Annotated in this window: 25 protein-coding genes and 2 pseudogenes; 15 read left to right on the top strand and 12 right to left on the bottom strand. The window is 60.3% G+C overall.

The genetic code is table 11. The annotated features are described in order from the left end of the window. Both ABSE61_RS31745 and ABSE61_RS31740 read right to left on the bottom strand, forming a co-directional pair. On the bottom strand, positions 1-596 hold a 596-nt coding region (locus tag ABSE61_RS31745; protein WP_490338381.1), incomplete at its 3' end, for a translation initiation factor eIF-2B alpha/beta/delta subunit family protein. Next, on the bottom strand, positions 593-1,468 hold the full coding sequence (locus ABSE61_RS31740; RefSeq protein ID WP_423875120.1) for an S-methyl-5'-thioadenosine phosphorylase: 876 nt from the start codon (positions 1,466-1,468) through the stop codon (positions 593-595). The genes ABSE61_RS31745 and ABSE61_RS31740, both read right to left, overlap by 4 nt. A gap of 147 nt (positions 1,469-1,615) precedes the next feature. Between ABSE61_RS31740 and ABSE61_RS31735 the strand changes: the two genes are divergently transcribed. From ABSE61_RS31735 to ABSE61_RS31725, 3 genes are all read left to right on the top strand, one after another. Next, positions 1,616-2,302 (top strand): class II aldolase/adducin family protein, encoded by a 687-nt coding sequence (locus ABSE61_RS31735; RefSeq protein ID WP_423875119.1) that lies wholly within the window; start codon positions 1,616-1,618, stop codon positions 2,300-2,302. A gap of 188 nt (positions 2,303-2,490) precedes the next feature. Next, the gene (locus ABSE61_RS31730) at positions 2,491-3,090 is read left to right on the top strand and encodes a cysteine hydrolase family protein (RefSeq protein ID WP_423875118.1); all 600 of its coding nucleotides are present in this window, start codon (positions 2,491-2,493) and stop codon (positions 3,088-3,090) included. Positions 3,091-3,454: 364 nt separating this feature from the next. Next, positions 3,455-4,294: an outer membrane protein gene (locus tag ABSE61_RS31725; protein ID WP_423875117.1), complete on the top strand. Its 840-nt coding sequence runs from the start codon at positions 3,455-3,457 to the stop codon at positions 4,292-4,294. A gap of 140 nt (positions 4,295-4,434) precedes the next feature. Here ABSE61_RS31725 and ABSE61_RS31720 read toward each other — a convergent pair whose 3' ends face one another. The 3 genes from ABSE61_RS31720 to ABSE61_RS31710 form a co-directional block, all read right to left on the bottom strand. Further along, entirely contained in the window at positions 4,435-5,232 is a 798-nt protein-coding gene (locus tag ABSE61_RS31720; RefSeq protein ID WP_423875116.1) for an enoyl-CoA hydratase/isomerase family protein, read from the bottom strand. Positions 5,233-5,269: 37 nt separating this feature from the next. Beyond that, a complete protein-coding gene (locus ABSE61_RS31715; protein WP_423875115.1) occupies positions 5,270-6,475 on the bottom strand; it encodes a pyridoxal-phosphate-dependent aminotransferase family protein in 1,206 nt (401 codons plus the stop codon). 132 nt (positions 6,476-6,607) lie between these two features. Continuing rightward, positions 6,608-7,576, bottom strand: a complete 969-nt coding sequence (locus ABSE61_RS31710; RefSeq protein WP_423875114.1) for a GlxA family transcriptional regulator — start codon at positions 7,574-7,576, stop codon at positions 6,608-6,610. Positions 7,577-7,696: 120 nt separating this feature from the next. Between ABSE61_RS31710 and ABSE61_RS31705 the strand changes: the two genes are divergently transcribed. Further along, entirely contained in the window at positions 7,697-8,533 is an 837-nt protein-coding gene (locus ABSE61_RS31705) for an SDR family NAD(P)-dependent oxidoreductase (RefSeq protein WP_423875113.1), read from the top strand. Between the two features lie 110 nt (positions 8,534-8,643). On the opposite strand, the gene ABSE61_RS31700 is transcribed toward ABSE61_RS31705, so the two are convergent. Next, entirely contained in the window at positions 8,644-9,927 is a 1,284-nt protein-coding gene (locus tag ABSE61_RS31700) for an MFS transporter (protein ID WP_423875112.1), read from the bottom strand. A gap of 106 nt (positions 9,928-10,033) precedes the next feature. Next, the gene (locus ABSE61_RS31695) at positions 10,034-11,242 is read right to left on the bottom strand and encodes a pyridoxal-phosphate-dependent aminotransferase family protein (protein WP_423875111.1); all 1,209 of its coding nucleotides are present in this window, start codon (positions 11,240-11,242) and stop codon (positions 10,034-10,036) included. Positions 11,243-11,427: 185 nt separating this feature from the next. Between ABSE61_RS31695 and ABSE61_RS31690 the strand changes: the two genes are divergently transcribed. The 3 genes from ABSE61_RS31690 to ABSE61_RS31680 all read left to right on the top strand — a co-directional run bounded on the left by ABSE61_RS31690 (position 11,428) and on the right by ABSE61_RS31680 (position 15,644). Then, positions 11,428-12,153 (top strand): GntR family transcriptional regulator, encoded by a 726-nt coding sequence (locus ABSE61_RS31690; RefSeq protein WP_423875110.1) that lies wholly within the window; start codon positions 11,428-11,430, stop codon positions 12,151-12,153. Positions 12,154-12,251: 98 nt separating this feature from the next. Next, positions 12,252-15,203, top strand: coding sequence for an FAD-binding and (Fe-S)-binding domain-containing protein (locus ABSE61_RS31685; RefSeq protein ID WP_423875109.1), 2,952 nt, complete (start codon positions 12,252-12,254; stop codon positions 15,201-15,203). 12 nt (positions 15,204-15,215) lie between these two features. After that, positions 15,216-15,644: a GlcG/HbpS family heme-binding protein gene (locus ABSE61_RS31680; RefSeq protein WP_423875108.1), complete on the top strand. Its 429-nt coding sequence runs from the start codon at positions 15,216-15,218 to the stop codon at positions 15,642-15,644. Positions 15,645-15,786: 142 nt separating this feature from the next. Here the strand turns inward: ABSE61_RS31680 and ABSE61_RS31675 are convergent, their stop codons facing one another. Further along, positions 15,787-18,645 (bottom strand): PAS domain S-box protein, encoded by a 2,859-nt coding sequence (locus tag ABSE61_RS31675; protein ID WP_423875107.1) that lies wholly within the window; start codon positions 18,643-18,645, stop codon positions 15,787-15,789. Positions 18,646-18,936: 291 nt separating this feature from the next. On the opposite strand from ABSE61_RS31675, the pseudogene ABSE61_RS31670 reads away from it, so the two are divergent. Next, a pseudogene (locus tag ABSE61_RS31670) lies at positions 18,937-19,185 on the top strand (GlcG/HbpS family heme-binding protein); the annotation flags it as partial. A 213-nt stretch (positions 19,186-19,398) separates the two neighbouring features. Next, a complete protein-coding gene (locus ABSE61_RS31665) occupies positions 19,399-20,082 on the top strand; it encodes a hypothetical protein (protein WP_423875106.1) in 684 nt (227 codons plus the stop codon). A gap of 86 nt (positions 20,083-20,168) precedes the next feature. Here the strand turns inward: ABSE61_RS31665 and ABSE61_RS31660 are convergent. Further along, positions 20,169-21,673 (bottom strand): annotated as a pseudogene (locus ABSE61_RS31660) (methyl-accepting chemotaxis protein); the annotation flags it as partial. 365 nt (positions 21,674-22,038) lie between these two features. Here ABSE61_RS31660 and ABSE61_RS31655 point away from each other — a divergent pair. From ABSE61_RS31655 to ABSE61_RS31640, 4 genes are all read left to right on the top strand, one after another. Next, complete coding sequence (locus ABSE61_RS31655) at positions 22,039-22,251, top strand: hypothetical protein (protein WP_423875105.1); 213 nt, start codon at positions 22,039-22,041, stop codon at positions 22,249-22,251. Between the two features lie 58 nt (positions 22,252-22,309). Then, the gene (locus ABSE61_RS31650; RefSeq protein WP_423875104.1) at positions 22,310-22,495 is read left to right on the top strand and encodes a hypothetical protein; all 186 of its coding nucleotides are present in this window, start codon (positions 22,310-22,312) and stop codon (positions 22,493-22,495) included. Positions 22,496-22,528: 33 nt separating this feature from the next. Then, complete coding sequence (locus ABSE61_RS31645) at positions 22,529-22,828, top strand: hypothetical protein (RefSeq protein ID WP_423875103.1); 300 nt, start codon at positions 22,529-22,531, stop codon at positions 22,826-22,828. 155 nt (positions 22,829-22,983) lie between these two features. Beyond that, on the top strand, positions 22,984-23,130 hold the full coding sequence (locus tag ABSE61_RS31640; RefSeq protein ID WP_423875102.1) for a hypothetical protein: 147 nt from the start codon (positions 22,984-22,986) through the stop codon (positions 23,128-23,130). 120 nt (positions 23,131-23,250) lie between these two features. On the opposite strand, the gene ABSE61_RS31635 is transcribed toward ABSE61_RS31640, so the two are convergent. Further along, the gene (locus tag ABSE61_RS31635; RefSeq protein WP_423875101.1) at positions 23,251-23,526 is read right to left on the bottom strand and encodes a hypothetical protein; all 276 of its coding nucleotides are present in this window, start codon (positions 23,524-23,526) and stop codon (positions 23,251-23,253) included. A 90-nt stretch (positions 23,527-23,616) separates the two neighbouring features. After that, complete coding sequence (locus tag ABSE61_RS31630) at positions 23,617-23,850, bottom strand: DNA-directed RNA polymerase subunit alpha C-terminal domain-containing protein (protein WP_423875100.1); 234 nt, start codon at positions 23,848-23,850, stop codon at positions 23,617-23,619. Positions 23,851-24,032: 182 nt separating this feature from the next. Between ABSE61_RS31630 and ABSE61_RS31625 the strand changes: the two genes are divergently transcribed. After that, on the top strand, positions 24,033-24,191 hold the full coding sequence (locus tag ABSE61_RS31625) for a hypothetical protein (RefSeq protein WP_423875099.1): 159 nt from the start codon (positions 24,033-24,035) through the stop codon (positions 24,189-24,191). A gap of 197 nt (positions 24,192-24,388) precedes the next feature. On the opposite strand, the gene ABSE61_RS31620 is transcribed toward ABSE61_RS31625, so the two are convergent. Further along, positions 24,389-25,033, bottom strand: coding sequence for a hypothetical protein (locus tag ABSE61_RS31620; protein ID WP_423875098.1), 645 nt, complete (start codon positions 25,031-25,033; stop codon positions 24,389-24,391). Between the two features lie 360 nt (positions 25,034-25,393). Here ABSE61_RS31620 and ABSE61_RS31615 point away from each other — a divergent pair, with 360 nt between their 5' ends. After that, entirely contained in the window at positions 25,394-25,564 is a 171-nt protein-coding gene (locus ABSE61_RS31615) for a hypothetical protein (RefSeq protein WP_423875097.1), read from the top strand. Positions 25,565-25,956 lie beyond the last annotated feature (392 nt).

Genomic DNA, 25,956 nt, shown 5'->3' with positions numbered 1-25,956 from the left:
CGGGTCTCGTCGACCCAGACATGGACCTTGAAGCGGCGGTCGTGCGCCAGATAAATCGGCGCGGTGGCCGTTCCCCAGTCGACTGTCGCCAACCAACCCGCATTGCAATGCGTGAGGATGTTGATCGCTTCACCCGGTTTCTTTCGCGGCGCGATCGCCTCGATCAGCGCCAAGCCGTGCCGGCCGATCGCCTGATTGATCGCGACATCTTCTTCCGCGATTTCGCCGGCGCGCTGATAGGCGGCCAGCAGGCGCGCCGCCGGCGGCAGCGCGGCAAGCGCTTTTCGCATTTCATCCAGCGCCCATTTCAGGTTGATCGCGGTCGGACGTGTTGCGATCAGCGTCGCGTAAGCTCGCTCGAGCGCGGCATCGCAGGCATCATCGCGCATGGCGAGCGCGACGCCGTAGGCTGCGGTCGCCCCGATTAGCGGCGCGCCACGCACCAGCATCGAACTGATGGCGTGAGCCGCCTCCTTGCACGTCGTCATTGTTGCGATGACAAATTCATGCGGCAACCGCCGCTGGTCGATCGCACCGATCGTCCAGCCGTCGCCTTCGACCCAGATGCTGCGAAAAGGCTTTCCATCGACTTTCATTGGCGCAATATCCGCCCCGCTACCGCATCCAGCTTCTTCAACAGTTCAACATCGCGCGCGTCGGGCGCGGTGATCAGCGCCGCATCGAGCGCGCGGTCCGAGCCGATCGGACATGGCTCGTGCTGCCGTGGAAAATCCCGCGCCAGACGCGCCACCAGATGGCTCGCCTTCTCGGCATTGGCGTTCAGGACGCGAATGATGTCGGCCACCGTGACCGCGTCGTGATCGGGGTGCCAGCAGTCGAAATCGGTCACCATGGCGACGCTCGCGTAACAAATCTCCGCTTCACGCGCGAGTTTAACTTCCGGCATGTTGGTCATCCCGATCACCGAATAACCGTGGCCCTTGTAAGTCAGGCTCTCGGCGAGCGTGGAGAATTGCGGGCCTTCGATGCACACATAGGTGCCGCCGCGCGCGAACGGAATGGCTTCGGCTTGCGCGGCCGCGGCGAGGTGAACCGGCAAGCGCGGCGAGACCGGATGCGCCATCGAGACATGCGCGACGCAGCCTTTGCCGAAGAACGAGCTCTCGCGCCGATAGGTGCGATCGACAAACTGATCGACCAGAACGAAAGTGCCGGGCGGAAGCTCCTCCTTGAACGAGCCGCAGGCCGACAGCGAGATCAGGTCGGTGACGCCGGCGCGCTTGAGCACGTCGATGTTGGCGCGATAGTTGATATCGGAGGGCGACAGCCGGTGTCCCTTGTCATGCCGGGTCAGGAACACGATCGGCAACCCGGCAATGGTGCCATGACGGAGCGGCGCCGACGGCTCGCCCCACGGGCTTGCGACCACCTCGTCGCGGGCATTTTCCAACCCCGGCAGGTCGTAGATGCCGGATCCGCCGATAATGCCCAGTACCGCTTGCGCCATGATGACCCCGGTTAGTTCGACCTATATCGCAAAGCCATATTCAACTAATGTCCTTTGGCCGCAAGGACTTCTATCGACCAACGGATATCCGCGACAAACAGCTGATTTTCGCCTGGCGAAGGCCAAGGAAACACCAAGGAAGGGCCGATGTCCTCAACGAACGACCGGACCAAAGAACAAGTCAAGGAACGAGCCAAGGAACACGTTAAGCGTCAGTCGATCATCGACGCCTGCCGGCAGATGAACACGCTCGGCATCAACCAGGGCACGTCAGGCAATATCAGCCTGCGGCATGGCGAGGGCATGCTGATCACGCCGACATCGACCCCCTACGACGCCATGCAAGTAGACCAGATCGTGTTCATGAAACTGGACGGCGCGCCTGCCGCGGGACAACGCCCGTCCAGCGAGTGGCGCTTTCACCGCGACATTCTTAAGGCGCGCGCGGAAGTGAATGCGGTGGTCCATGCGCATCCGCCGTTTTCGACCATGCTGGCGATCATGGGGATAGAAATTCCGCCGGTCCATTACATGATCGCCTGCGCCGGTGGCGACACCATACGCTGCGCGCCCTACGCGACCTTTGGCACCGAAGAATTGTCGCGCCACGCGGTCGCGGCGCTGGCGGATCGCTCGGCCTGTCTGTTGGCCCATCACGGCATGATCGCGGTCGGCACTTCGCTTGCCAAAGCCATGTGGCTCGCGGTCGAGGTCGAGACACTGGCGCGGCAATATCACGGCTGCCTTCAGATCGGCACGCCGCCGCTTCTGTCGAAAGCCGAGATCGAAAACGTCCGCGCACGGATGGCAGGCTACGGCATCGGCGAAGAATGACCGTTCGTACCCGATACGCTTCATGGAACGAAGCGTGAGAGGGTCAAACCGTGGCGCCGATGAAAATAAGCTAATACCCGGCTCTCAAGAAAAAGCGTATCGTGGCTTGTCCGAAGGAAGGGGCGTGACCTGCGGGATCGGCCTTCAGCAAAACGGACAAGAAGCAGAAAAAACAAGGGAGTACGCCGATGAATCCGGAGACGACCGCAATTGTCCTGATCGAATATCAGAACGACTTTACGACGCCGGGAGGCGTTTTCCATGACAGCGTCAAGGGCGTCATGGAAAAGAACAACATGCTGGCGAATACGATCGAGGTCGCGACCAAGGGCCGCGCCGCGGGCGCCACGATCATGCACGCGCCTATTACCTTCGCCGAGGGCTACGGTGAGCTTACCGGTACGCCTTACGGAATTCTGAAGGGCGTTGTCGACAACAAGGCCTTTCGGAAGGGTTCATGGGGCGCGGCTATCGTCGATGTCCTGACGCCACATCCCGAAGATATCGTTGTCGAAGGAAAGCGCGGCCTCGATGCCTTTCCCTCGACCAATCTCGATTTCATCCTGCGCAGCAAGGGAATACGAACTGTGGCGCTCGGCGGCTTCCTGACGAACTGCTGCGTCGAGTCGACGATGCGAAGTGCCTATGAACGCGGATTCGACGTCGTGACGCTGAAAGACTGCACAGCTACGCTGAGTCAGGAGGCGCAGGACATGGCGCTGACCCACAATTTCGGGATGTTCTCACGCCCGATGAACCATGACGAGTTCTTGAAGCACCTTACCTGATTTCCCAGATCGGCACGCCGCCGCTGCTGTCGAAAGCCGAGATCAAAAACGTTCGCGCGCTGATGGCCGGCTACGGCGTCGTCGGCGACGAGAGCTGAAACGATGATTCGCGGGATTTCGAATTCGTTCTCGAAAATCCCGAATTCATTTCATCAGATTAAGGTCAGATTTGCTGACCATCCGCGGTTCGCATGTCTCGACTTCGAGTAGAAGCTTCGTTGAATCAAAGGTTTGGCGGAATATTTGGATTTTCACCACAATCCCAGGTAGGGCCGATTAAAGGCGCCTGTTGTATTCGCGCGACAGCCACGAGCCACACCACGGCAGTATTCTCGCCTCAAATATTTAGGGCTGGAGAATTGCAATGAAACGTTTGTTGATCGGAATTTCCGCGGCCGCGTTGCTGCTCGCAACGAATGCGCTCGCCGCCGACCTGCCTGCGAAGGCGCCTGTCTACACAAAGGCTCCGGTCTATGTCGATCCGGGCTTCGACTGGACCGGGTTCTACATCGGCGGCAACGTTGGCTATAGCTGGGGTCGCTCCAGCGATACGTCGACCATCACCAACACCGCCGGCACGGTCCTGTTTACCAGCGCCGACAAGACGAGCCTGAACGGCGTCGTTGGCGGCGGTCAGATCGGCTACAACTGGCAAATGCAACGCGCAGTCTTCGGTCTTGAAGCCGACATCCAGGGCACCGACGAAAAGGGCTCGCGCTCCTTCACCTGTCCGCTGAACACGTGTACGCCGACTGCGGGCGGCCTCCTCGCTCTGGTCATTCCCGGCCCCGCCGTGCCCGTCACGTTGAACCAGAAGATCGATTGGTTCGGCACCGTTCGCGGCCGCATCGGCTATCTTGTCGATCCGAGGGTACTGATATACGCCACCGGCGGTCTCGCCTATGGCGAAGTCGACTCCAGCGCCACCATCGGCAACCCCGGGGTCGGGTTCGGCACCGTCTCCAACACCCATGTCGGCTATACGGTCGGCGCCGGTATCGAAGGCGTGATCGGCGGCAACTGGACCGCCCGCCTCGAATATCTCTACGTCGATCTCGGTACAGTGAACGGCTCGTTCCAGACCGCGATCGGCGGACTCGGCGGCGGCGTGCTATCGAGCAACTACTCATCGCATGTCACCGACAATATCCTGCGCGTCGGCGTCAACTACAAGTTCGGCGGACCGGTGGTGGCGAAGTACTGATTTAATTGAGCATGATCTTTTCGGAAAACCGCTACACACTTTTCCGGATCATGCTCTAAGCCACAGCCATTCGAACAAGCAAAAGCCCGGCGGTTTCGCCGGGCTTTTTTGTTGGCTGTGATTTGCGAACCGGCCGGCCGTTATTTGCCCTTGAAGTTGGGCGCCCGCTTGTTGAGGAAGGCGTCCATGCCTTCGCGGAAATCCTCGCTCATATACGCCTTGAGGATCAGGTCCTCGCCCTCTTCGCGGGATAGCGTGCGGCGGATCCGGCGCACGGCTTCTTTCGTCACTTCCAGCGTGATGGGGGCGTGGCCGGCGACAAGCTTGGCGGTCTCGTCGGCCCGGCGTTGCAACGTCTCGACGTCGGGAACGATCTCGTTGAGCAGTCCGAGCGCCAAAGCTTCCGGCGCCTCGATCAGGCGTGCCTTGAAAATCAGGTCCTTGGTGCGCGCCGGCCCGATCAGCGACACCACCCGGCTGATATTCGACATCGAGAGGCAATTGCCGAGCGTGCGCGCGATCGGAAAACCAATTCGTGTCGCCTCGGTGCCGATACGGATGTCGCAACAGGCCGCAATCCCCGCGCCGCCGCCGGTGCAGGCGCCGGCAATCGCCGCTATCACCGGCACCCGACACTGCTCCAGCGTGCCGAGCACGCGATCGATCCGCGCTTCATAGTCGAGCGAGTCCTGCGCGGTCTTGAAGGCGCGGAACTGCGAGATATCGGTCCCCGAGGCAAACGCCTTGTCGCCGGCGCCGGTGATGATCAGCGCCTTGATCGAACGATCGGCGTTGATGCTCTCGCAGATCACCGCCATCTGCTCGTACATCGCAAAGGTCAGCGCGTTGCGGGCCTGCGGACGGTTGAAGGTTATCCGCGCGATGCCGTCTGTGACGGCATAGATCAGGTCTTCGTTGGCAGTGACAGGGGCGTTCATGTCGCGCTCTTTCGTTGTTGTTGAAGAACTTATGACCTCACGCCACCGCCGCCTTCGATTGCGGCATCGCGACCACGTCGCGGTTCTTCAGGATGTCCATGGCGGCGAGCACGCCGCCCGCGCGGTGCGGGATCTTGGCGAGGTCGAGACCCATCTCGACGCCCGACAGCGTGCCCATCAGCATCAGGTCGTTGAAGTGGCCGATATGGCCGATCCGGAACGCCTTGCCCTTCAGCCGGCCCAAGCCCGTGCCGAGCGACATGTCGAAGTTTTCCAGCACGGTTTTGCGGAACGCATCCGCATCGTGCCCGTCAGGCACCATGACCGCGGTCAGTGACGGCGAATAGGCCTGCGGGTCGAGACAGACGAGATCGAGGCCCCAGACCTTCGCCGCGGCGCGCGTTGCGGCCGCATGGCGCTTGTGGCGGGCGAAGACGTTCTCGAGCCCTTCTTCCTCCAGCATCGCGATCGCCTCACGCAGCGCGAACAACAGGTTGATCGCCGGCGTATAGGGGAAGGTGCCGATCTTGTTGAACTCGAGCATGTCGTGCCAATCCCAATAGGACCGCAGCGACGTATTGGCCTTCGAGATCGCAAGCGCCTTCTCCGAGATCGCGTTGAAGGAGAGGCCCGGCGGCAGCATCATGCCCTTCTGCGAACCGCCGACCGAAACGTCGATACCCCAGGCATCGTGTTCGTATTCGAGCGAGGCGAGGCCCGAGATGGTGTCGACCATCAACAGCGCGGGGTGATTGGTGCGGTTGAGCGCCTTGCGGACGTCCAGCGGATGGGTGACGCAGCTCGTCGAGGTCTCGTTATGGATGACGAGCACGGCCTTGATCTGATGCAGCTTGTCGGCGGCAAGCCGGGCCTCGATTTCGGCGACGTCGGCGCCGCGGCGCCAGTCGGTCGGCATGAATTCGAGGTCGAGCTTGAATTTCTCGGCGATGCCCTTCCACAGCACCGCAAACTGGCCGGTCTCGGCCAACAAAACCTTGTCGCCGGGCGACAGCGTGTTGACGATGGCGGCTTCCCAGGCGCCGGTGCCCGACGACGGGAAAATGATCACCGGCTGTTTGGTGCGGAAGATGCGCTGCATACCCGAAAACACCGCAAAGCCGAGCTCGGCGAATTCCGCGCCGCGGTGGTCCAGCGCCGGCATGTCCATGGCCCGCAGGACCCGGTCCGGTATATTGGTAGGGCCTGGAATCTGAAGAAAATGCCGTCCTGTATGCAGGGCCATTGGGCGTCCTTCCCGGGGGGAATCTAGCGAAGCGCTCGCGTATCACCTTTTGGCGGCCTTGTCCTCCAGCCGACAAGCGCCGTCAATGCATAAGAAGGGATGGCCCGCCCGGTCTTTTAAGAACCACGGGCCTTAAATCTGTGGTGACGGCGCCCCATGATCGATCGCCTCCAACCGGGCATGACGCCGTAGCACCTGCGGCGGCTGTCCGAAGGCCCGCAAGAAGGCGCGGCGCATGTGGTCGCGGTCACTGAACCCGGTTTGGCGAGCAACCACGTCGATCGGGTGACGGCTTTGCTCCATCAGGTTTCGCGCCGCCTCGACCCTTAAGTTTTCGATCGCCCTAGCCGGCGATTGACCCGTCTCAGCATGGAACGCCCGGCTGAACTGCCGCGGACTGAGATGAGCCGCCTCGGCAAGCTCGGGCACCGTCAGAGGTTTGTGCAGATTTTCACGCGCATAGGCGAGCGCCGTCTGGATACGATCCGATTTGGGGGCCAACTCGAGAAGCGTCGAAAACTGCGACTGCCCGCCGCCGCGGCGATGATAAATGACGAGCTTACGGGCAATGGATTTTGCAAGCTCCGGACCGAGGTCGTTCTCGATCAGCGCCAGGCCGAGATCGATGCCGGCCGTCATCCCCGCCGACGTCCAGATCGGCCCGTCCTGGATAAAGATTCGATCTTCATCCATCTTCACGTCCGGAAACTGTCTCTGCATATCCCGCGCGTGCAGCCAATGCGTCGTGGCGCGCCGTCCGTTCAATAGTCCGGCTTCCGCGAGCACGAACGCTCCCGTGCAAACCGCAGCGATACGACGATGCCGCTTCGGCGCATCTCTCACGAAGGCGATCATGCCAGGTGTCGACGGCACGGGGATCGTCGCGCCGCCGACGACAAGGGTGTCGAACGGCAGGTCAGAAAATGCCTCGCTCTCGAGCGTCATGCCGGACGAGGTTCTGACCTTTCCACCGGTCTCCGACACGAAGTGGAGGTCATAGAGCGGATCGTCGGCCAGCATGTTGGCGACCTCGAACGCCGTGACGACGGCGAGCGCCATGACGGAATAACCGGGATACACAACGAACGCGATATCGCGCATGGCCGACGCCTCGATGTCTCTCGATGTCCTAAATCGCCGTTTATATGACATTTGAGACGTCAGGATTCAACCGTATCTCCTGTCCGCAGAGCTCAATGCGGCTACGGAAAGAAAACATCCATGAGCAGTCTCTCCGCCAAGGGCACCGCCCTCATAACCGGGGCGTCGTCCGGCATCGGTGCCGTTTACGCCGATCGCCTCGCCGAACGCGGTTGCGACCTGATCCTGGTCGCGCGAAACGAGCAGCGGCTGAACGTTATCGCTGATCGGCTTCGCGGCGAAACCGGCCGTCAGATCACGGTGTTGCCGGCGGATCTGAATACAAAGGGCGGCCTCGCCAAGGTCGAGGCTGTGCTTCGCGACAATCCGGGCATCGCCGTGCTGGTCAATAATGCTGGCGTCGGCTCCGTCGCGTCGATCCTGCAGGCCGACGTCGACAAGATGGAGGCAATGATCGACCTGAACATCACCGCACTGACGCGCCTTACCTATGCTGTCGCGCCGGCGTTCGTGGCGCGTGGTAAAGGGACGATCATCAACATCTCTTCGGTTGTCGGCATCGCGGTCGAGTCGCTGAACGGCGTCTACAGCGCTTCGAAATCCTACGTCCTGAGCTTCGGCCATTCGCTGCAAAAGGACCTCGCCGACAAGGGCGTCCGCGTACAGACGGTGCTGCCAGGCGCAACTGCCACGGAGTTTTGGGACATCGCCGGCTACCCGCCGCAGAAGACGTCCGAGGTCACCATGTCGGCGGAAGACTGCGTCGACGCGGCGCTGGCCGGCCTCGACGCCGGCGAACTCGTAACCATCCCGGGCCTGCACGAGGTGGAACTGTGGGCCCGCTGGGAGACGGATCGCCGGGACATCTCCCCGAAGTTCAGAAACGCGAAGCCCGCCCCTCGTTACAGAGTGGGGTCGCGGACCACCGGTGTCGCTGGAGTCTCACGGACCTTTTGAAATTTGACCGCGAGCAACGGCCGACCGTCTCGTTGCACCACAGCGCGCAACCAGATGCGCTTGCACATAGGGGGATAACCCGCTCTCGCGCTGCTGAGTGTGCACTGCGGTCACTCCGCAGGGATTGTCTGCCCGGCTGGCACCCTTGCCTCCGTCTCCTCAAATGGCCTCTCGGGATGCATCAGGAAGGCGCAAAAGCCGCCGAGCAGCAACAGCCCAATCGACATGATGAACGGCAGATACCAGTTGCCGGTGACGTCGATCACGTAGCCGGCGACCAGCGGCGAGACGATCGCCGCAAAGGCCGAGCCGGTGTTCATCAGGCCGGAGGCCGTGCCGGAATATTTCGGCGCGATGTCCATCGGCACCGACCAGATCGGGCCGATGATGATTTCGATGAAAAAGAAGCCGGCCGAAAGACATAGTGCCACGATCGTAATGTCGTGAACGAAGATGATCGGCGCCAGCGACAACAGCGCACCGATAAAGCCGGCCAGGATGACGGACAGCCGGGCAAACCGGACATTGCCGGTTCGCTTGAAGATTCCGTCGGAGAGAGTTCCGCCCAGGCTGTCGCCGACCACGCCGGCCAGGAACACGCCGGAGGCAAACAGCGCCGAATTCTTGATGTCGAGGCTGTAGTTGTTCTTGAAGAACAGCGGCAGCCAGTTCAGGTAAAGCCACAGGCTCCAGCCGTAGCAAAAGTAAGTCAGCGTCACCGGCCACATCCGCTGCAACAACGGACCCCACGGCACCTGCGGCTTCGGCCCCGAGGGGCGCGGTGGCAGCGATTCCAGTTCTTCGGCCGTGATCGAGGGGTGATCCTTGGGGTCGTTGCGGAAATAGAGCACCCAGATCAGGCCCCAGATCAGGCTGACCACTCCGAGCAAGACAAAGGAGCCGCGCCAGGTCAGCCAGGCCATCAAGGCCGCGATCAAGGGCGGCGTGATCGCATTACCGAGCCGCGCAAAGGCGTGGGTCAGGCCCTGCGCAAAGCCGCGCTGACCTGCCGGCGTCCAGTATTGCATCGCCCTTGTCGCGGTCGGGAACGTGGCGCCCTCGCCGAAACCGAGCGCGACGCGCGCGATGAACAGCGTCGTCAGGCCGGTGACGAAGCCGGTCATGATGGTCGAGGCGGCCCAGATCAGGCCGCACCAGAACAGCGTCCGGCGCGGGCCGAAATGATCGCCGACCCAGCCGCCGATCACCTGGAACAGAAGATAAGGATAAGCGAAGGCCGAGAACACCAGACCGAGCTGGGTATTGGAGAGATGCAGTTCTTTCTGGATCTCGCTCGCCGCGGTGCCGATGTTCACCCGGTCGACATAAGTGATGAAATACATCACGCAGAGCATGCCGAGCACGACATGGGTGGCCTTCAACCGAAGCCGCATCTGCTCAACCTCCCAGACAAATTTTACTTTGCAACTTTTACTCTGACTCTGATGGCATTGATCCATCAGCACAAATGCCACCAATTGATGGCGGCGACCATTCCACTTAAGGCTGGACCATCTTCAGATGGCTCGGCGCGTTGGACTTATCAGAATCCTCCAGCGCCTTCATCGCGGCATCGACACCGCCCGATCGATGCGGCACGCCGGCCGCCGAAAGGCCCATCTCCACGCCGGAGAGCGCACCGAGCAGCGTGAGTTCGTTGCACTCGCCGAGATGACCGATGCGGAACACCTTGCCGGCGACTTTCGAGAGACCAGAGCCGAGCGAGATGTTGTATTTCTCAAGCGCAACTTTCCGGAACTTGTCGGCGTCGTGGCCCGGCGGCATCAGGACGGCGGTCAAGACCGGCGAATATTCGGCGGGCTCCTGGCACAGCACTTCAAGCCCCCAATGCGTCACCGCGGCGCGCGTCGCCGCCGCCAGCCGCTTGTGGCGGGCAAACACGTTGTCGAGCCCCTCCTCCAGCATCATCGCAATCGCTTCTTTCAGGCCGTAGAGCAGATTGGTCGCCGGCGTATAGGGGAAGAAGCCGTTGGCGTTGGGCTTGAGCATTTCCTCCCAATCCCAATAAGAGCGCGGCATTTTGTTGGTCTTGGACGCGGCGCGCGCCTTGTCCGAGACCGCATTGAAGCCGAGCCCCGGCGGCAGCATGAAGCCCTTTTGCGAGCAGCTCACGGTAACGTCGACCTTCCACTCATCATGCTTGAAGTCGACCGAGCCGAGCGAGGAGATGGTATCGACCAGAAGCAGCGCCGGATGACCGACCTTGTCCATCGCCTTGCGAATTTCAGCGATCCGGCTGGTGACGCCGGTCGAAGTCTCGTTATGCACGACCATCACGGCCTTGATGGCGTGCGACTTGTCGGCGGCCAACTTGGCCTCGATCTCGGCGGGGCTCGCGCCATGGCGCCAGTCACCGGGTAGGAAATCGACATTGATGCCCCAGCGCGCCGCCATCTGCTGCCACAGCGTGGCGAAATGGCCGGTCTCGACCATCAGCACCTTGTCGCCGGGCGACAGCGTGTTGACGATCGCCGCTTCCCAGGCGCCGGTGCCGGAGGACGGAAACACGATCACGGGGCCCTTGGTCTGGAAGATCTGCTGGCAGCCTTCGAACACTTGCTTGCCGAGTTCGGCAAACTCGGCGCTGCGATGGTCGATGACCGGCATATCCATGGCACGGAGCACGCGGTCCGGGACCGGGCTCGGGCCCGGAATGTTCAGAAAATGGCGTCCCTGGTGCTGGCTCATCGCGTCCTCCTCGGCTTGGCTTTTCGGCCGGTCACCCATATTGCATTCAATTTACCGGGCAGCAACTTCAAAATTGTGTACGATTTTGGTCGACGGCCTTATCCCCGCCACGTATGTTCCAAGTGCGGCGAATTTGAAGTTCCTGTCAGTTTCGTTTGCGAAGTTCGGAATCGGAGCTCTAGTCCATGAAACCGATGCATCCCAACGAGACCCCTTCGCTGGCCCTCAATTCGGAGCGGAACGAGCCGTCGCTGCACGACGAGATCCTCTCCCGCCTGCGCGACCACATCGTCGAGGGCAACATTGCCGAGGGCGGCCGGGTTCCGGAGCGGCAGTTGTGCGAGATGCTGAAGATCTCGCGCACGCCGCTGCGCGAAGCCCTCAAGGTGCTGGCCGCCGAAGGGCTGGTGGAGCTGTTGCCCAACCGCGGCGCCCGGGTGCGGGCTTTAAGCGAACAGGACCTCGGCGAATTGTTCGACGTGATGGGCGGCCTTGAGGGATTGGCCGGACGGCTCGCCTGCGAACGCATCACCGACGAAGAAATCGCTGAAATCGAGCGGCTGCACTACGAAATGTACGGGTTTTACCTGCACCGCGACATGCACGGGTATTTCAACGCCAATCAGTCGATCCATCAGAAGATCGTCGAGGCCTCGCGCAATGAGACGCTTAAAAGCGCCTACGCGAACATTGCGGGGCGCATCCGCCGCGTGCGCTATTCCGCCAATTTCGCCCGCAAGCGCGAGCGTTGGGGCGAGGCCATGCGCGAGCACGAGATGATCCTGGAAGCGCTGCGCCGCCGCGCCGGCAACGAACTTTCGGACATCCTGTTCAAGCACCTGCGCAACAAGCAGACCGCCGCGGTCGAGCACCTCAAGACCGGTGACGAGGCCGCGTCCGAACCGGCCTGACCACCTTCGCACCGGGGTCGAAAAGCCACATTTTGCATTCAAAATTGCCTTTGGCGCGGGCGAAAAGAAAACGACTGTTGAGCGCTGACGGGGACGGGATGACCGATACGGACGCTGTGAGGCTTCAGGACAGGCTGTCGCGCGAGATCACGGGCGACGTCTTGTTCGATTCCTTCAGCCGCGGCCGCTATGCGACTGACGCCTCGTTCTACCAGATCGTGCCGGCCGGCGTGGTGGTCCCCCGCACCGTCGACGAGGCGCTGCGGGCGCTGGCGATCACCCGCGACGCCGGGCGCAAGGTCACGCCGCGCGGCGGCGGCACCTCGCAATGCGGCCAGACCATCAATGACGGCATCGTCATCGACCTCTCCAAGCACCTCAACCGCTTGCTCTCGCTCGACGTCGAGAACAGAACCTGCGTGGTCGAACCCGGCATCGTGCTCGACGATTTGAACCGGCAGTTGAAAAAACACGGCCTGTGGTTTCCGGTCGATGTCTCGACCGCCTCGCGCGCCACCATAGGCGGCATGGCCGGCAACAACTCCTGCGGCGGGCGTTCCTTGCGCTACGGCACCATGCGCGACAACACGCTGTCGCTGGACGCGGCGCTTGCGGACGGCACGCTGATGCATTTCGGCGAGGTGTCGCGCGATCAGCCCGCGTCGGACGAAAAGACGTCGCTGCTTTTCCGCGACATGCTGGCGTTAGGCAGCCGCGAGGCCGGCGAAATCGCCGACAAATTCCCGAAGGTTCAGCGCCGCGTCGGCGGCTATAACATCGATGCGCTGGTGCCGCGCAATGTACCCAACAACATGGCGCATCTTCTGGTCGGCTCGGAAGGCACGCTTGCGTTCACCACGAGAGTCGAGTTGAAGCTGTGGCCGGTCATCAAGAACAAAGTGCTCGGCGTCTGCCACTTCGGCAGCTTCTATGAGGCGATGGACGCCGCCCAGCATTTGGTGAAGCTGCGGCCGATTGCGGTGGAACTGGTCGACCGCACCATGATTGCGCTCGGGCGCGACATCGCGATGTTCCGCCCGGTGATCGAAGTCACCGTCAAGGGCGATCCCGACGCGCTTCTGATTGTCGAATTCGCCGAGGAAGACCAGCCGCAGAACCTGCAAAAGCTGAAGCAGCTTTCGGAGCTGATGGGTGACCTCGGCTTCGCGTGGGCCAACGACAAGCGCAAATGGGGCGGCGTGGTCGACATCGTCGAACCCGCGGTGCAGAGCGCGATTGCGGATTTCCGCACTTCCGGCCTCAACGTCATGATGTCGATGAAGCAGGAGGGCAAGCCCGTCTCCTTTGTCGAGGACTGCGCGGTACCCCTGCCCCACCTCGCCGACTACACCGAACGGCTCAATCAAGTGTTCGCCAAACACGGCACCCGCGGCACCATGTATGCGCATGCGAGCGAAGGCTGCCTGCATGTGCGCCCGGTCTTGAACCTGAAGCTCGAGAAGGACGTCAAAGCGATGCGCGCCATCGCCGAGGAAGCCTTCGCGATGGTCCGCGAGTATAAAGGCTCGCATTCCGGCGAGCACGGCGACGGTATCGTCCGCTCGGAGTTTCACGAGAGCATGTTCGGCTCGCGCATCATCGCCGACTTCAAGGAGGTCAAGGAGCGCTTCGACCCCTGGCACACGCTCAATACCGGCAAGATCGTCGATCCGCCGAAAATGGACGACCGCTCGCTGTTTCGTTATCCGCCCACCTATGCGATCGGCGACTTGAAGACCGTGCTCGACTGGTCGGCCTATCCCGGCGCCGGCGGCGGTTTCCAGGGCGCGGTCGAGATGTGCAACAACAATGGCGCCTGCCGCAAGCTCGAAGGCGGCGTGATGTGCCCGTCCTATCGGGCGACACGGAACGAAAGGGACGTCACGCGCGGCCGCGCCAACACGCTGCGGCTCGCGATCTCCGGCCAGTTGGGGCCGGACGCGCTGTCTTCCGACGCCATGATGGACACGATGAAGCTTTGCGTGTCCTGCAAGGCCTGCCGGCACGAATGCCCGACCGGCGTCGACATGGCCAAGATGAAGATCGAGGTGCTGGCGGCGCGGCGCGCCAAACATGGCCTTTCGTTGCGCGACCGGCTGGTAGGCTTTCTCCCACACTATGCGCCGCTGTTCTCGCGCCTCGCCCCGCTCGCCAACTGGCGCAACAACAGCAAACTATTGCGCGCGCTGTTCGAGCGCGTCGCCGGCATCAGCGCCAAGCGCGCGCTTCCAGTGTGGCGGCGCGATGTGTTCGCGCCCGAGGGCGAGGTGTTCGGACGAGCGGATGGGCATGAAGTCGTTCTGTTCACTGATACCTTCAACCGCGCTTACGAGCGCGAAAACTTCGACGCCGCGCTCAAGGTGCTGATCGCCGGCGGATATCGCGTGCATATCCCGAAGCCGACGGACAATGGCCGTCCCCTGTGTTGCGGGCGGACTTTCCTCTCGGCAGGTCTGGTCGATCGTGCTCGCATTGAACTCGATCGACTGGTCGCGACCTTTGCGCCGTTCGCCGCGCGAGGCGTGCCGATCGTTGGCCTTGAGCCAAGCTGTCTGTTGACGTTGCGCGACGAGCTGTTGTCGCTGCGGTCGGACGCGACTGCAAAAAACATCAGCGCGCATGCGTTGATGTTCGAGGAATTTTTGGTGCGCGAGGCGACTGCCGGGCGTCTTTCGTTAGCCCTTTCGCCGATCGCCAAGAAAGCAGTGGTGCACGGCCACTGTCATCAGAAGTCCTTTGGCGCGTTCAAGCCTGTGGAGCAAGCGCTGCGGCTCATTCCAGAACTGCAAGTCGAAACCATCGAATCGAGTTGCTGCGGCATGGCTGGCGCGTTCGGTTATGGCGCTGAAACCTATGATACCTCCATCGAAATGGCCGAGCTTTCGCTGCTGCCGGCCGTGCGCCAGGCTGATGCAGCTACGCTTGTAATCGCCGACGGCACTTCCTGCCGTCATCAAATCAAGGACGGCACGGAACGCACCGCCCTTCACGTCGCCCGCGCGCTGGCGATGAGCCTTGACTCTAACCAATCATCCTCCTCTCACGCATAAGGACATTTTCAAATGACTGAACTGACCCTCGACATCGCCCGCAAGATCCTCGATGCCGCGCTTGCGAAAGCCGTCGAGAAGAAAATCAAGCCGCTTGTCATCACCGTGCTCGACGCACGCGGCGCGGTGAAGGTCACCGCAGCCCAGGACGGTACCAGCCTGATGCGGGCCGAGATCGCCCACGGCAAGGCCTATGGCGCGCTCGCACTCGGCATGGGCTCGCGGGCTTTGTTCCAGCGCGCACAGGAGCAGGCCTACTTCGTCAGCGCCATAAATACGATGGCGAAGGGACAATTGGTGCCGGTGCCCGGCGGCGTCCTGATCCAGAAAGACGGCGCACTGCTCGGCGCGGTCGGCGTGTCCGGCGACACCTCTGATAATGACGAGATCTGCGCGATCGCCGGCATCGAGGCGGCGGGATTGAAAGCCAACCCGGGGTAGCGGGAGGCGCAACGTCGGTACAGTGGACATGGCCGGACTCGCTGGCGGCCTGACCGCTTCGCGACATGACCCATTCTTTGACATCGGGCCGGCTCAAAGCATATCTGACATTGGCGGCTCAGACGGCTTCGAAATGCAACAATCAGGGTGCTACGGCGATAGCCGCCACACCGCTTTTGAGCGGTACTGGAAGGGTAGCAAGGCGAGAAATCTCAACGCTATTGAGGTAGCTGGACAACTCGTCCACCCATTTCCTCGACGCGTCAGCATCGGCGCTTGCGGCGGCCTGCTCAAGCCCGGCACCCATGTCGGTGATCGGCTGGAATCCATATGACGCACCGGAGCCCATCATTTGGTGCCCCACAATTTCAATAGCCTTAAAATCCGCTTGATCCAGTGCACCAAGCAAAGCATTCGTATTCCGTCTGCATTTTTGCAGATAGGCTGGGATCCGGTCTGCGAGCGTACGCAGAAGGATCGTTTCGGTACGACGGCCCTCATCTATTGCGCCGTTGGAATGTTCTCTGATCGCTTGCAAAAGCACCGCCTGCCTGACTGGTTTCGTCAAGAAATCCGTGAATCCAGCGGCCAGACAAACTTCGCGTTCCCCCTTCAAGGCGTAGGCCGTCAACGCGATGATCGGCACCGGCGAGCGACCTTTCGCCTGTTCCCACGCTCGAATTTCGCGCGTTGCGGTCAACCCGTCCATGACGGGCATTTGTCGATCCATCAAAACGAGGTCGTAGTGTCCAGCTTTGAACATCTCACACGCGATGGCACCATTCTCCGCAATTTCGATCTTGCAAGGCGTGTGCTCCAGGTAGGCTTGCGTAATGATACAGTTGTCGGAAGTATCCTCGACCAGAAGAAGGCGCAGCGCCGCCAGAGGCATTTCGCGATGATCCGTCTCGATCTGCTTGACTACAGGCAAACCGCCTTCAGCCCAGATCGCGAAAGGCACGACGAAAGAAATGACGCTGCCAATCGCAATTCCCCTCTCGGCCCAGATACGTCCACCCATCAGTTCTACCAAGCGCTTTGATATGGACAACCCCAGACCTGAGCCTCCGAACCTGCGGGAGGTAGCAGAATCGGCCTGCGTAAATCGCTCGAACATCTGAGCCAGTTTCTCATCGGGAATGCCGATGCCCGTATCTGTTACGCTGAACCGCAGAGAGAGCGAACCCGATACGTCTCTTTCCAGCATGACCCGCAAGATTACTTGGCCCGCCTCTGTGAACTTGATTGCGTTGCCAATCAAATTGAGCAGCACTTGCCGTAGTCGTGTGGGATCACCGACTAGACCGGTGGGCAAGCCCGGCGCAAACTCGATCATTAGAGCAAGACCTTTGTCACGGGCGCGAAACTCCATCAACTCCCTCACTTTGACCAAAAGGTCGTTTAGCGAGAAGCCAATCTGCTCTAGCTCAACTTGCGAGTCCTCCAGTCTTGAAAGATCGAGAATGTCATTGATGAGAGTGAGCAAAGTATCACCCGCACGACGAAATATGGTCACATATTTGTCCTGCTCCGGGGAAAGACCGGTTTTCGCGAGCAGCTCCGTTATGCCTACAATCGCATTCATCGGAGTTCGAATTTCGTGACTCATACTGGCCAGAAATTCCGATTTTGTCTGATTTGCCGACTCGGCTGCCGCTTTTGCTTGCTTCAGCTCCGCTTCCACTTGCTTGTGCTCGCTGATGTCGCGCGCGGCGGCGAAGACGCCCTGTAGAGTGCGGCTTCGGTCGTAGAAGGTGGTTGCGTTGTAGGATACGACCGTTTCCTTACCATCGCGCGCGCGTGCCGTCAGCTCGTAGTCGGTGACTCTCTTTTCACTCAGCGCGCGCTTTATTCCCGCTTCGGCTCGCTCAGGATCGGTGAAGTAATCTTTGAATGGGGCACCGATCAGTTCATCGCGGGTGCAGCCGGTCAGCGCCTCCATCTGCTTGTTAACGTCGGTGACAATACCGGACGGATCGGTGGTCATCAGGGCATCCACGTTGGCTTCGATCAAAGATCGCGTGTAGAATTGCTGATCGCGCAGACGCTGGTCGAGTTTCTTCTGCTTTTCTTCGACCTGCTTGCGCGCCGTATTGTCGGTACCAATCAGCAGATAGCCGATGATTGTGTTTTGGGCGTCGCGCAGCGCGGTTACCGACACAACCGCCGGAAAGCGGCTGCCATCCTTGCGGATATAAGTCAGTTCGTAGATGTCTTCGATGCCGCGTGAGGCCTTGAACACAAGAGCCTCGAATCCCGGGTTGATCGGGGTTCCAAGTTCAATACTTAGCTCTTTGGCCCGTGTAATCACTTCCTGCGAATCGGAAATATCCGCCGGTGTGATTTTGTCGACGACATCGGCGGCGGAGTAACCCAGCATCCGCTCCGCGCCAACGTTGAAAATCTGGATGACGCCCCTGGCGTCGGTTGCGATACTTGAGAAGTTGGCGCTGTTAAAAATCGCACGCTGCAAGGCCCCCGCCTTGAGGAGCGCCTCCTCAGCATGCTTGCGTGCGGTATTGTCGGTACCAATGAGCAGATAGCCGATGATAGTGTTTTGGGCGTCGCGCAGCGCGGTTACCGACACAACCGCGGGAAAGCGGCTGCCATCCTTTCGGATATAAGTCAGTTCGTAGATGTCCTCGATTCCGCGTGAGGCCTTGAACACCAGAGCCTCGAATCCCGGGTTGATCGGGGTTCGAAGTTCAGTGCTTAACGCTTGGGCCCGCGTGATCACTTCCCGCGGATCGGAAATATCTGCCGGTGTAATCTTGTCGACGACATCGGCCGCCGAGTAGCCCAGCATGCGCTCCGCGCCAACGTTGAAAATCTGGATGACACCCTTGGCGTCGGTCGCGATACTCGAGAAGTTGGCGCTATTGAGAATTGCACGTTGCAAGGCTCCGGCCTTAAGCAGAATCTCGTCCGCGTGCCTGCGAGCAGAGTTGTCAATCTCCTCGGTAATCTTGCTTTGCGGAGCCTCTTTGTTTCTTTCAATCATCGAATTCTCCCGATACTCTGTACAAATACGGTAGATCTGATAGCGCAGCGAACTCGGTAAGAGGCGAGCCTCGCGAGCGTAGCAAAATGCCCTTAAGAGAAAGTCTTGGCGGCAGGCTAGATTAGAGGAATAAAAAGCAACACCGCCGTCGTGAACGTCCGTCGCTTCACGACGGGCGCACCAGCGTCGCGATTTTCCTGACGTCCCGAAGCGTACTGTTGCCGCCTGACAAGAGATCATCGGGTTTGCGACGTTGCTGCGGCGTTCCGCCTGGTGCGAACAACGAAACACAAGGCCCATGGCGCGCGCGGCATGGGCTCGCGGGCGCTGTTCCAGCGCGCACAGGAGCAGGCCTGCTTCGTCAACGCCGTCGGTACGATGGCAAAAGGACAATTGGTGCCCGTGCCCGGCGGCGTCCTGATCCAGAAAGACGGCGCACTGCTCGGCGCGGTCGGCGTCTCCGGCGATACCTCCGACAATGACGAGATCTGCGCGATTGCCGGCATCGAGGCGGCCGGATTGAAGACCAATCCGGGGTAGTCAGCCAAAACGGCGCGCGATGGTTTCCACCAAAACTTCCGCAAGCTGGGACACTTGCACGCCGGCAAGCGACCGACCTGCCGGCAGCGAACACTCGGCAAAGCGTCGCAATCGCAAATGCCATTAACTAAGTCTCTAAAGGCTGAACGCCGATGATCGAATCAACCTTGCGAGTAACGATCTATTAGGGTTGATTGATCCGGGAAGTCGCGAGTGGGAAACGAACTTCCAAACAAAGCCAAAGTTGAACCGACGACCAGATTGGGGCGCGACATGCAGTGGTATGTCTACCTGATTACGATTTCTGCTGTCTTTTTTCTGGGCCGGGTCACCGTTGAACTGATCGGCCGACCGATACGAACGATCCTGCGCCTTCGACAGGTCGGGCTCGAGCGGATGCTTGCGTTCCGAAACATGCAGCTGCCGGGACCGAGAGAGTTGGCGGTCAGCTCTCTGGAAATCCGCAAGCACGATCAGGCCTCGCAAAACGTGCGGCAAGCAGGGCGCACTTTCGCTGCACTCGGCGTTCGACTACTCGCCTTTGGTGAAAGTGAGCCCACCGTCTGCATTCTGCTGGCTCTGTGTGGCCTGGATGTGCTCCTTGCAGGCCATGAACTGATCAATCTCGCGGGTGCCTATGCGGCTGCGAAGATCGATAGTGACGAGCACCGTCGTGCCATCGAACAAGCTGATCAAGCAACCATGACTGCGCTAGCGGGTTCTCGCCGGCATTCAGGTGACGGATTGATCAGCATTCGGCTTGAACCGATGAATCTGCGCGATGCTGCTCCTTCACGTCATCGAATGAGGCCGATCGGCCGGCACCGCGTGGTCTCGCGCCGCGCCCTACCGAGCATTAAATCCACATCGATTCCGGCGACGAGGTTCGCAAGATAAGCACTACGGCCGATTAGAAGGTGTTCACGGTCGACGCAGCATCTGTCCAAGGGAATCAGACGGCTTTTGCAGCGAGACTGTCCATTTTAAGCCGCGCGCACCGTATCCAGGAACCGATTGACTTCGGCCTTGAGGCGGGTGCTTTCCGCTGCGAGCGATCGTGCCGACGAGAGAACCTGCGACGATGCCGAGCCGGTCTCGCTGGCGTCGCGCTGCACGTCTGAGATATTGGACGAGACCTGCATCGTGCCTTGCGCGGCCTGTTGCACGTTGCGTGCAATCTCCTGGGTAGCCGCACCTTGCTCTTCCACCGCGGCGGCGATCGTCGCAGAGATTTCCGAAGGCTTTTCAATAGTACTGCTGATCTCCTTGATCGCACCAACTGAGTCTTGCGTCGCCGCCTGAATGCCGGCTATCTGCTGACCGATCTCGTCGGTCGCCTTCGCGGTCTGTTCGGCCAGCGCCTTCACTTCGGAGGCTACAACCGCGAAACCACGGCCGGCCTCGCCGGCGCGCGCGGCTTCGATCGTGGCGTTAAGTGCCAATAGATTAGTCTGGCCGGCGATTGTATTGATAAGTTCGACCACATCACCGATCCGCGCAGCCGCTCTGGACAATTCGCCGACGCGATCATTGGTTTTCCGGGCGCGCTCAACCGCCTCATTGGCCATCCGCGACGATTCCTGAACCTGACGACTGATCTCGTTGACTGACGAGGTCAGTTCTTCTGTCGCTGACGCCACCGATTGCACATTGGTGGAAGCTTCCTCCGAGGCGGCCGCAACCATCGTGGTGACTGTCTGGGCGCGCTCGGCCGTCTTCGTCAACGTATCTGCGGAACTTTCCAATTCGGTCGAGGCCGAAGACAGAGTTTCGACAATTTTACCGACCGCCCCTTCGAAATCGTCCGCAAGCCTGATCATTTCTCCCTTGCGCTGACGAGCTGCGGCTTGATCCTGCTTGGCCTTGGCTTCCGCCTCGTCATGTGCCTTCTGCTCAGCCTTCACCTTGAAGAGTTCGACCGCCCCGGCGACGTCGCCGATCTCATCCTTGCGTCCAAGGCCGGGCAGAGCCACGTTGAAATTACCATCCGCCAGCTCCTTCATCGCGCCGGTCAAAGCGCTTATCGGCCGGGCGACCGTGAAAATAGAGAGAAGATACAGGTTGCAATCATCAGCAGCGTGGCGAAAGAGCCAAGCGCCAGTCCATTCCTCTGGGCCGAAGACATTTCCTGCGCGGCTTCGGCGTTTTCCTGCTCCGCCCTCTGTTTGGCGAAATCGACGACCGTGTTGGCGAGCGATTCCAGTTCGGCGACCAAAGGCAGCGTTTCATCCCTGGCGATACGGATTGCCTCATCGTTTAGCCTGGCGATCTTTGCCAAATCTTCAGGCGATGCTTCGCCGCCAACGCGGTGCTTCTTTTCGATATCAAGTGCCTCTGTCCGAACTGCTCCAATCTTCCGGGCACCCTTGGCGTAATCGCTGGCCATATCCCGGATCTTTTCGATCCGGCCGCGATTTTCAGGCGAACGAGATATTTTCAGCATTTCAGCGGCAAATCCGCCCAGTGACTGAACCAACAGCTCGGGCGCGGTTCGCGTCGCGGGAAGGCTGATTTGTGTGCGCTGTTTGACAGGTTTATCGGGGTCCAACACGCGTCGGCATTCCGGGGCGCGAGCGAAGCGAGCGGCTATGGTGCGCAATTGCGCACCTGAGAATCCATTTCTCCCTGCATCGCTGCGGCATGATGGATTCCGGGTCTGCGCCTTTCGGCGCATCCCGGAATGACGGACAGAGCTGTTTGACATGTAAATCCAGAGCTGGCGTCAGGCAGTCCCCGGCCGGCCCGAAAACCGGTCAAAAACAACACCAACCCAGCCTGTTCCGGCCTGGAACAATTCCTTCCTGTCGCGCATTCATAGCTGTCAAGATTTCCAGCTGAAGGCGAAGCGTTTCCATGAGAATCGGCGACGGTTTCAAAACACGCCTCGAGTTCGTCCTCGAACAGGTTTTTGAAAGTTTTTCATACGGCGGCGACCACGAACACCGGGCCTTCGTGGCAGCCCGGCTCCTGAAGGCAGTCCAGTCCGGCATCGTTAGACTGGACGATCTGAAGCGCGTCGCGGGGGAAGCGCTGCTCGAGAGAATTCAGGCGCCGAAGTCGGTTTAGCCGAGGTGAACCTTCCTTTCGTGGCCGGCGCTGTCGTTAGCGCAAAGGGAGTGCTCACATGTCGCTGAAGCTGGGAAAACCGAAAATGCCGCCCTCCTTGTCGCGGAAGGACGAGGACCGCGAGATGCGGCAGGCGATCATCGAGGACGCCGACAAGACGGACGGCAAGGACGGCGATCAGGTTCACGGCGACGGAAGCACGCTCGGCCTCGATCAATCCGACGATCCGGGCCACAAGGACTGAGCCATTTCGCCAGCAACGATGAAAAGAGGATCGATGCATCCGGCAGCCAAACTCCAATTCGAGCGGGCGGTGAGTGAGTTCTCGCTGTGGCGCGCCGTTCCCGAGCAAGAGCGGTCGCCGGCGCCGGCGTGGTGGTGGCAACCAGCCTTGCAGGTGGCCGAGCATCCGGAGCAGATGCCGGCGCTCTCTTGCGACCAGCTCGAACTTCCCGCCGGCTCGAGTTACGCCGCCGGCGCTGCCGTCCTCCTAGCGCCGATCATTTCACAGGCTTCACAGCCCTGGCCTGATGAATTTCCCCGCAAGTTCAAAAGTGCGACAAGCAAAGCGGAGTGAAAGTGGCCTGCCACCCGAAGCCCGCCAGGGCGAAGTGTGGCGGAGAGGGGGTCCGCCAAATCTATTTGAAATATAATAGATATTTTCAATTATCTCGGGACTACCCCTAATTCTGCCCATAGCCACCAAACAACGCGCTAGCGTGAGGTGGCTTCATGTCTCAAACCGGTTTGTTGAACGTGCTCGGCGTGGTGCTTGTGTGGGCGGTCATCTGGTTTTCGATGTGGCTGGACGATACGCCGCAATGCCCCTTCGCCCGAACCGTGCGCATCGGTTCAATGGTTGTCGCCGGCTGCCGATAGGCCCGCCATGACTCTAGGAAGGCCGCTGGTGAGTCCGGGATTCACAGGCTTCCCGTGCTGGCCCACTCGATGCCAACGCGTGGGCGATTCCTAGCAGGCCGGCGAAACGGGAACCGGGCGTTACTTCTGATCACCGGCGGTCTTGGACGAGCTATCGGGTGCAACCTGCATGTTTGGCGGCGTGCCACCTTGAGGATTAGCTGCCGAAGCGCCGCCGCTACCGGTGGTGACTGGACCTTTCTGGCCTGGTGACTGAGACTCTTTGGTATTGTCAGGAGAGGCAGCGCCGCCATTGATCGGCTGAGAGGCGCTTAATTGGTCTAAGTTGGGCTGGGTCTGAGCCCGCGCCATCGAGGTGAAGGCTGTGATACAGAGCGCGGCGAGTACAAGGCGCATGTCCGGAGATCCTAGAGGTTGCTCCACCGCACTAACCTGGCGAGGCTAACGTTGGTTCCGCATGAGGCGCGGGACCGAAGCTCCCCTCGTTCAACCGGCGCGTTCGTAGCCGAGACGCCCAAGGGTCTTCCGAAGGAAGGCGACCGAGCCGGGTCCGAGATCCTGCAGCGCTATTAGACTCTTGTCCGTGGCCTCGCGGATTTCGCCAACGGTTTTGAATCGTTCGGCCGCCAGAACATTGCGAATTCGCTTGGGAAAGCGAATGCCGTCGATCGGGGTGTCGTCCGGAAGGTCGGGGGTTGGGTCGAGCAGCTCGGTCATCATGCGATGCTACGATCACGAGCTTACACGTGCCTTACGGAAGGCCCCTGCGTCCCTGTGCCGTAGCCAGACCTGTGCCAGCGCCTCAGGCTTCCCACGAAACCCGCCCGAAACCTTTTTCGTCAACGATGACGCTAGCCGGAAGCGAATCGGAGCCATGGTCTCGGTTCGGTTGGAGGTTTCAAATGGCCGCATTAGTTCAAGCAATGTCTCGGCTGTCTGCCGGCACAAGCGACGAAACCGAAACTCTGAGCCTGATCACGCTGTTCTGCGGCGCGGGCCTGCTCGTGTCCATTCTCCTCGCTATTTACGGGCCGGCCGCGGATTTAACCGGGTTTTTCTAGGGCCGAGGGACTGCACACGAAAAAGCCGCCGCTGGGGGTAGGATCAGCGACGGCTCTGCTCAACACACGTGACCACTGCAAGGTCATTTCGAAGATGCGCTCAGGCGATTAAGAACGAGTTACGACCGCCTCAGCCTTTTGGCATGTGATGCCAGCCGCTGCCGGTTACGCTTTCTGATCCGATCGGCGCCGGCGTTTCATCGCGGTCGTCTAACCACCAGCTTTGGCCTGCCGTGAAACCCCTCGAGATTGAGCGGCTGCTTCCCGTCGCCGATGATGCCCCGGTCCAACGCGGCGCATGCCGAAATTATTAAGCGATGAACCGCCGACTCCATCATTGCGGCGATGTATTTTAGAAACTCGTGCGTCCCTAAGATGTTCGCGAACAGAGCATCGACGTGGTCCTGATCGAGGGTCGCAGGTAAATCGATCAAGCCCTCCTTTGACATCGTCATCACCGCGTGGGCGAAGCGCACATCGACTCCCCAATTGTGCCATCCGTCACCACTGATTGCTTCCATATCTCTGGGATCCTTTTCCCATGGCTTGAAATTGAGTTTGCCCATCTGCTTGTCGCTCAACCGCCTGCCTTTCTCTTTCGGGAGTTTCCGACTTGGGACGAGCTCGTAGCCGCTTTTCTTTACGGCAGCGATTGCGCTCTTGCGCTTGCGAGAGGTTCGTTTCGTACGGCAAGGAAACTTAATAATGCCAGCGTTGGCCTCAGCGGGCTTTAGAGACTCGCTGGAGAGTTTTCTGCTTTCGGGCTGTCCGATAGCGGGTTGATGGGAAAACGAATCCACGGACTCCGCACGGGGCGGAAACATAGGTCTTTCGATGGTCATGAGTGATGCTCACTGGTTTCGGCTTTCTAGGGCCAATGTCGCGGGACAGCCGCGGCAGCCGGGGGCTAGAAACCTGCCAGTGAGACAGGCGCGGCGCTTTTAGGCCTTACGGCCTTGGACATAACGTCGGCCCCCCGGCCTATGGCCGGACAGCACGCGCCCAACGGGCAACGGCACCCCGCGCGGTGATCGGGGTAGGCCGTTACAGATGATGGACGCGGGCAGCACTGGTTTGGGTTTCTAGGCCCGGGGAGATGCTGCACCTGATTTGCTTTCCGAGCAATTAAAATTCCCCGCCTTGGGGAAATCCCTTGCGCACGCCCATAGGCTGCGGAACGATGGCAAGACGGGGAGGATGACATGCCACGGCTATTCGGACTGCTGGTTGGGATCGCGGCCTTCGCAGGCTGGTGCCAACATCTTTACACCTGCTTCAACGAAAAGCTTTGGGGCTTCCTTATAGCCGGAGCAATTTTCTTCCCCATCGCCATAATCCACGGCTGGGGAATTTGGTTCGGCTGGTGGCATTGAGATCAGCATGGTCGAGCTCGGGCTAAAGAAATGAGAAAGTGGGGTCGGGCTCGACAAAAGCTTTTCGAAGCGCTCCACGCTCTCGCTGGACCGGAGCGACTTAGATTGAGGCTAACTTACGCTGCGGATGCGTTGATCAAACTTACAGCGCAAGATTTCCCCGTTAGCTCGCGCCAGACATTTAAGGAGCTAAGGGCGCTTCTCACCCAAACACCGCTTTCGTCCAGCTATCGTTACGAGGCGCGAACGATGTCACCGAAGAAAGCGAAGCTGAACCTCCTCCGAACTGATGGACACCTGTAGTAGGCTCGAAGAGCCAGGAGGTGTCGGATGGAAGGACGTCAACGTCGGTCGTTTACGGACGACTACAAGCGGCAGGCGGTTGATCTGGT

It is taken from the genome of Bradyrhizobium sp., from assembly GCF_049519115.1.
GTDB lineage: Bacteria > Pseudomonadota > Alphaproteobacteria > Rhizobiales > Xanthobacteraceae > Bradyrhizobium.
Note: the sequence above shows the minus strand (reverse complement) of the source record. Positions and strands in the feature narration are given on the sequence as shown.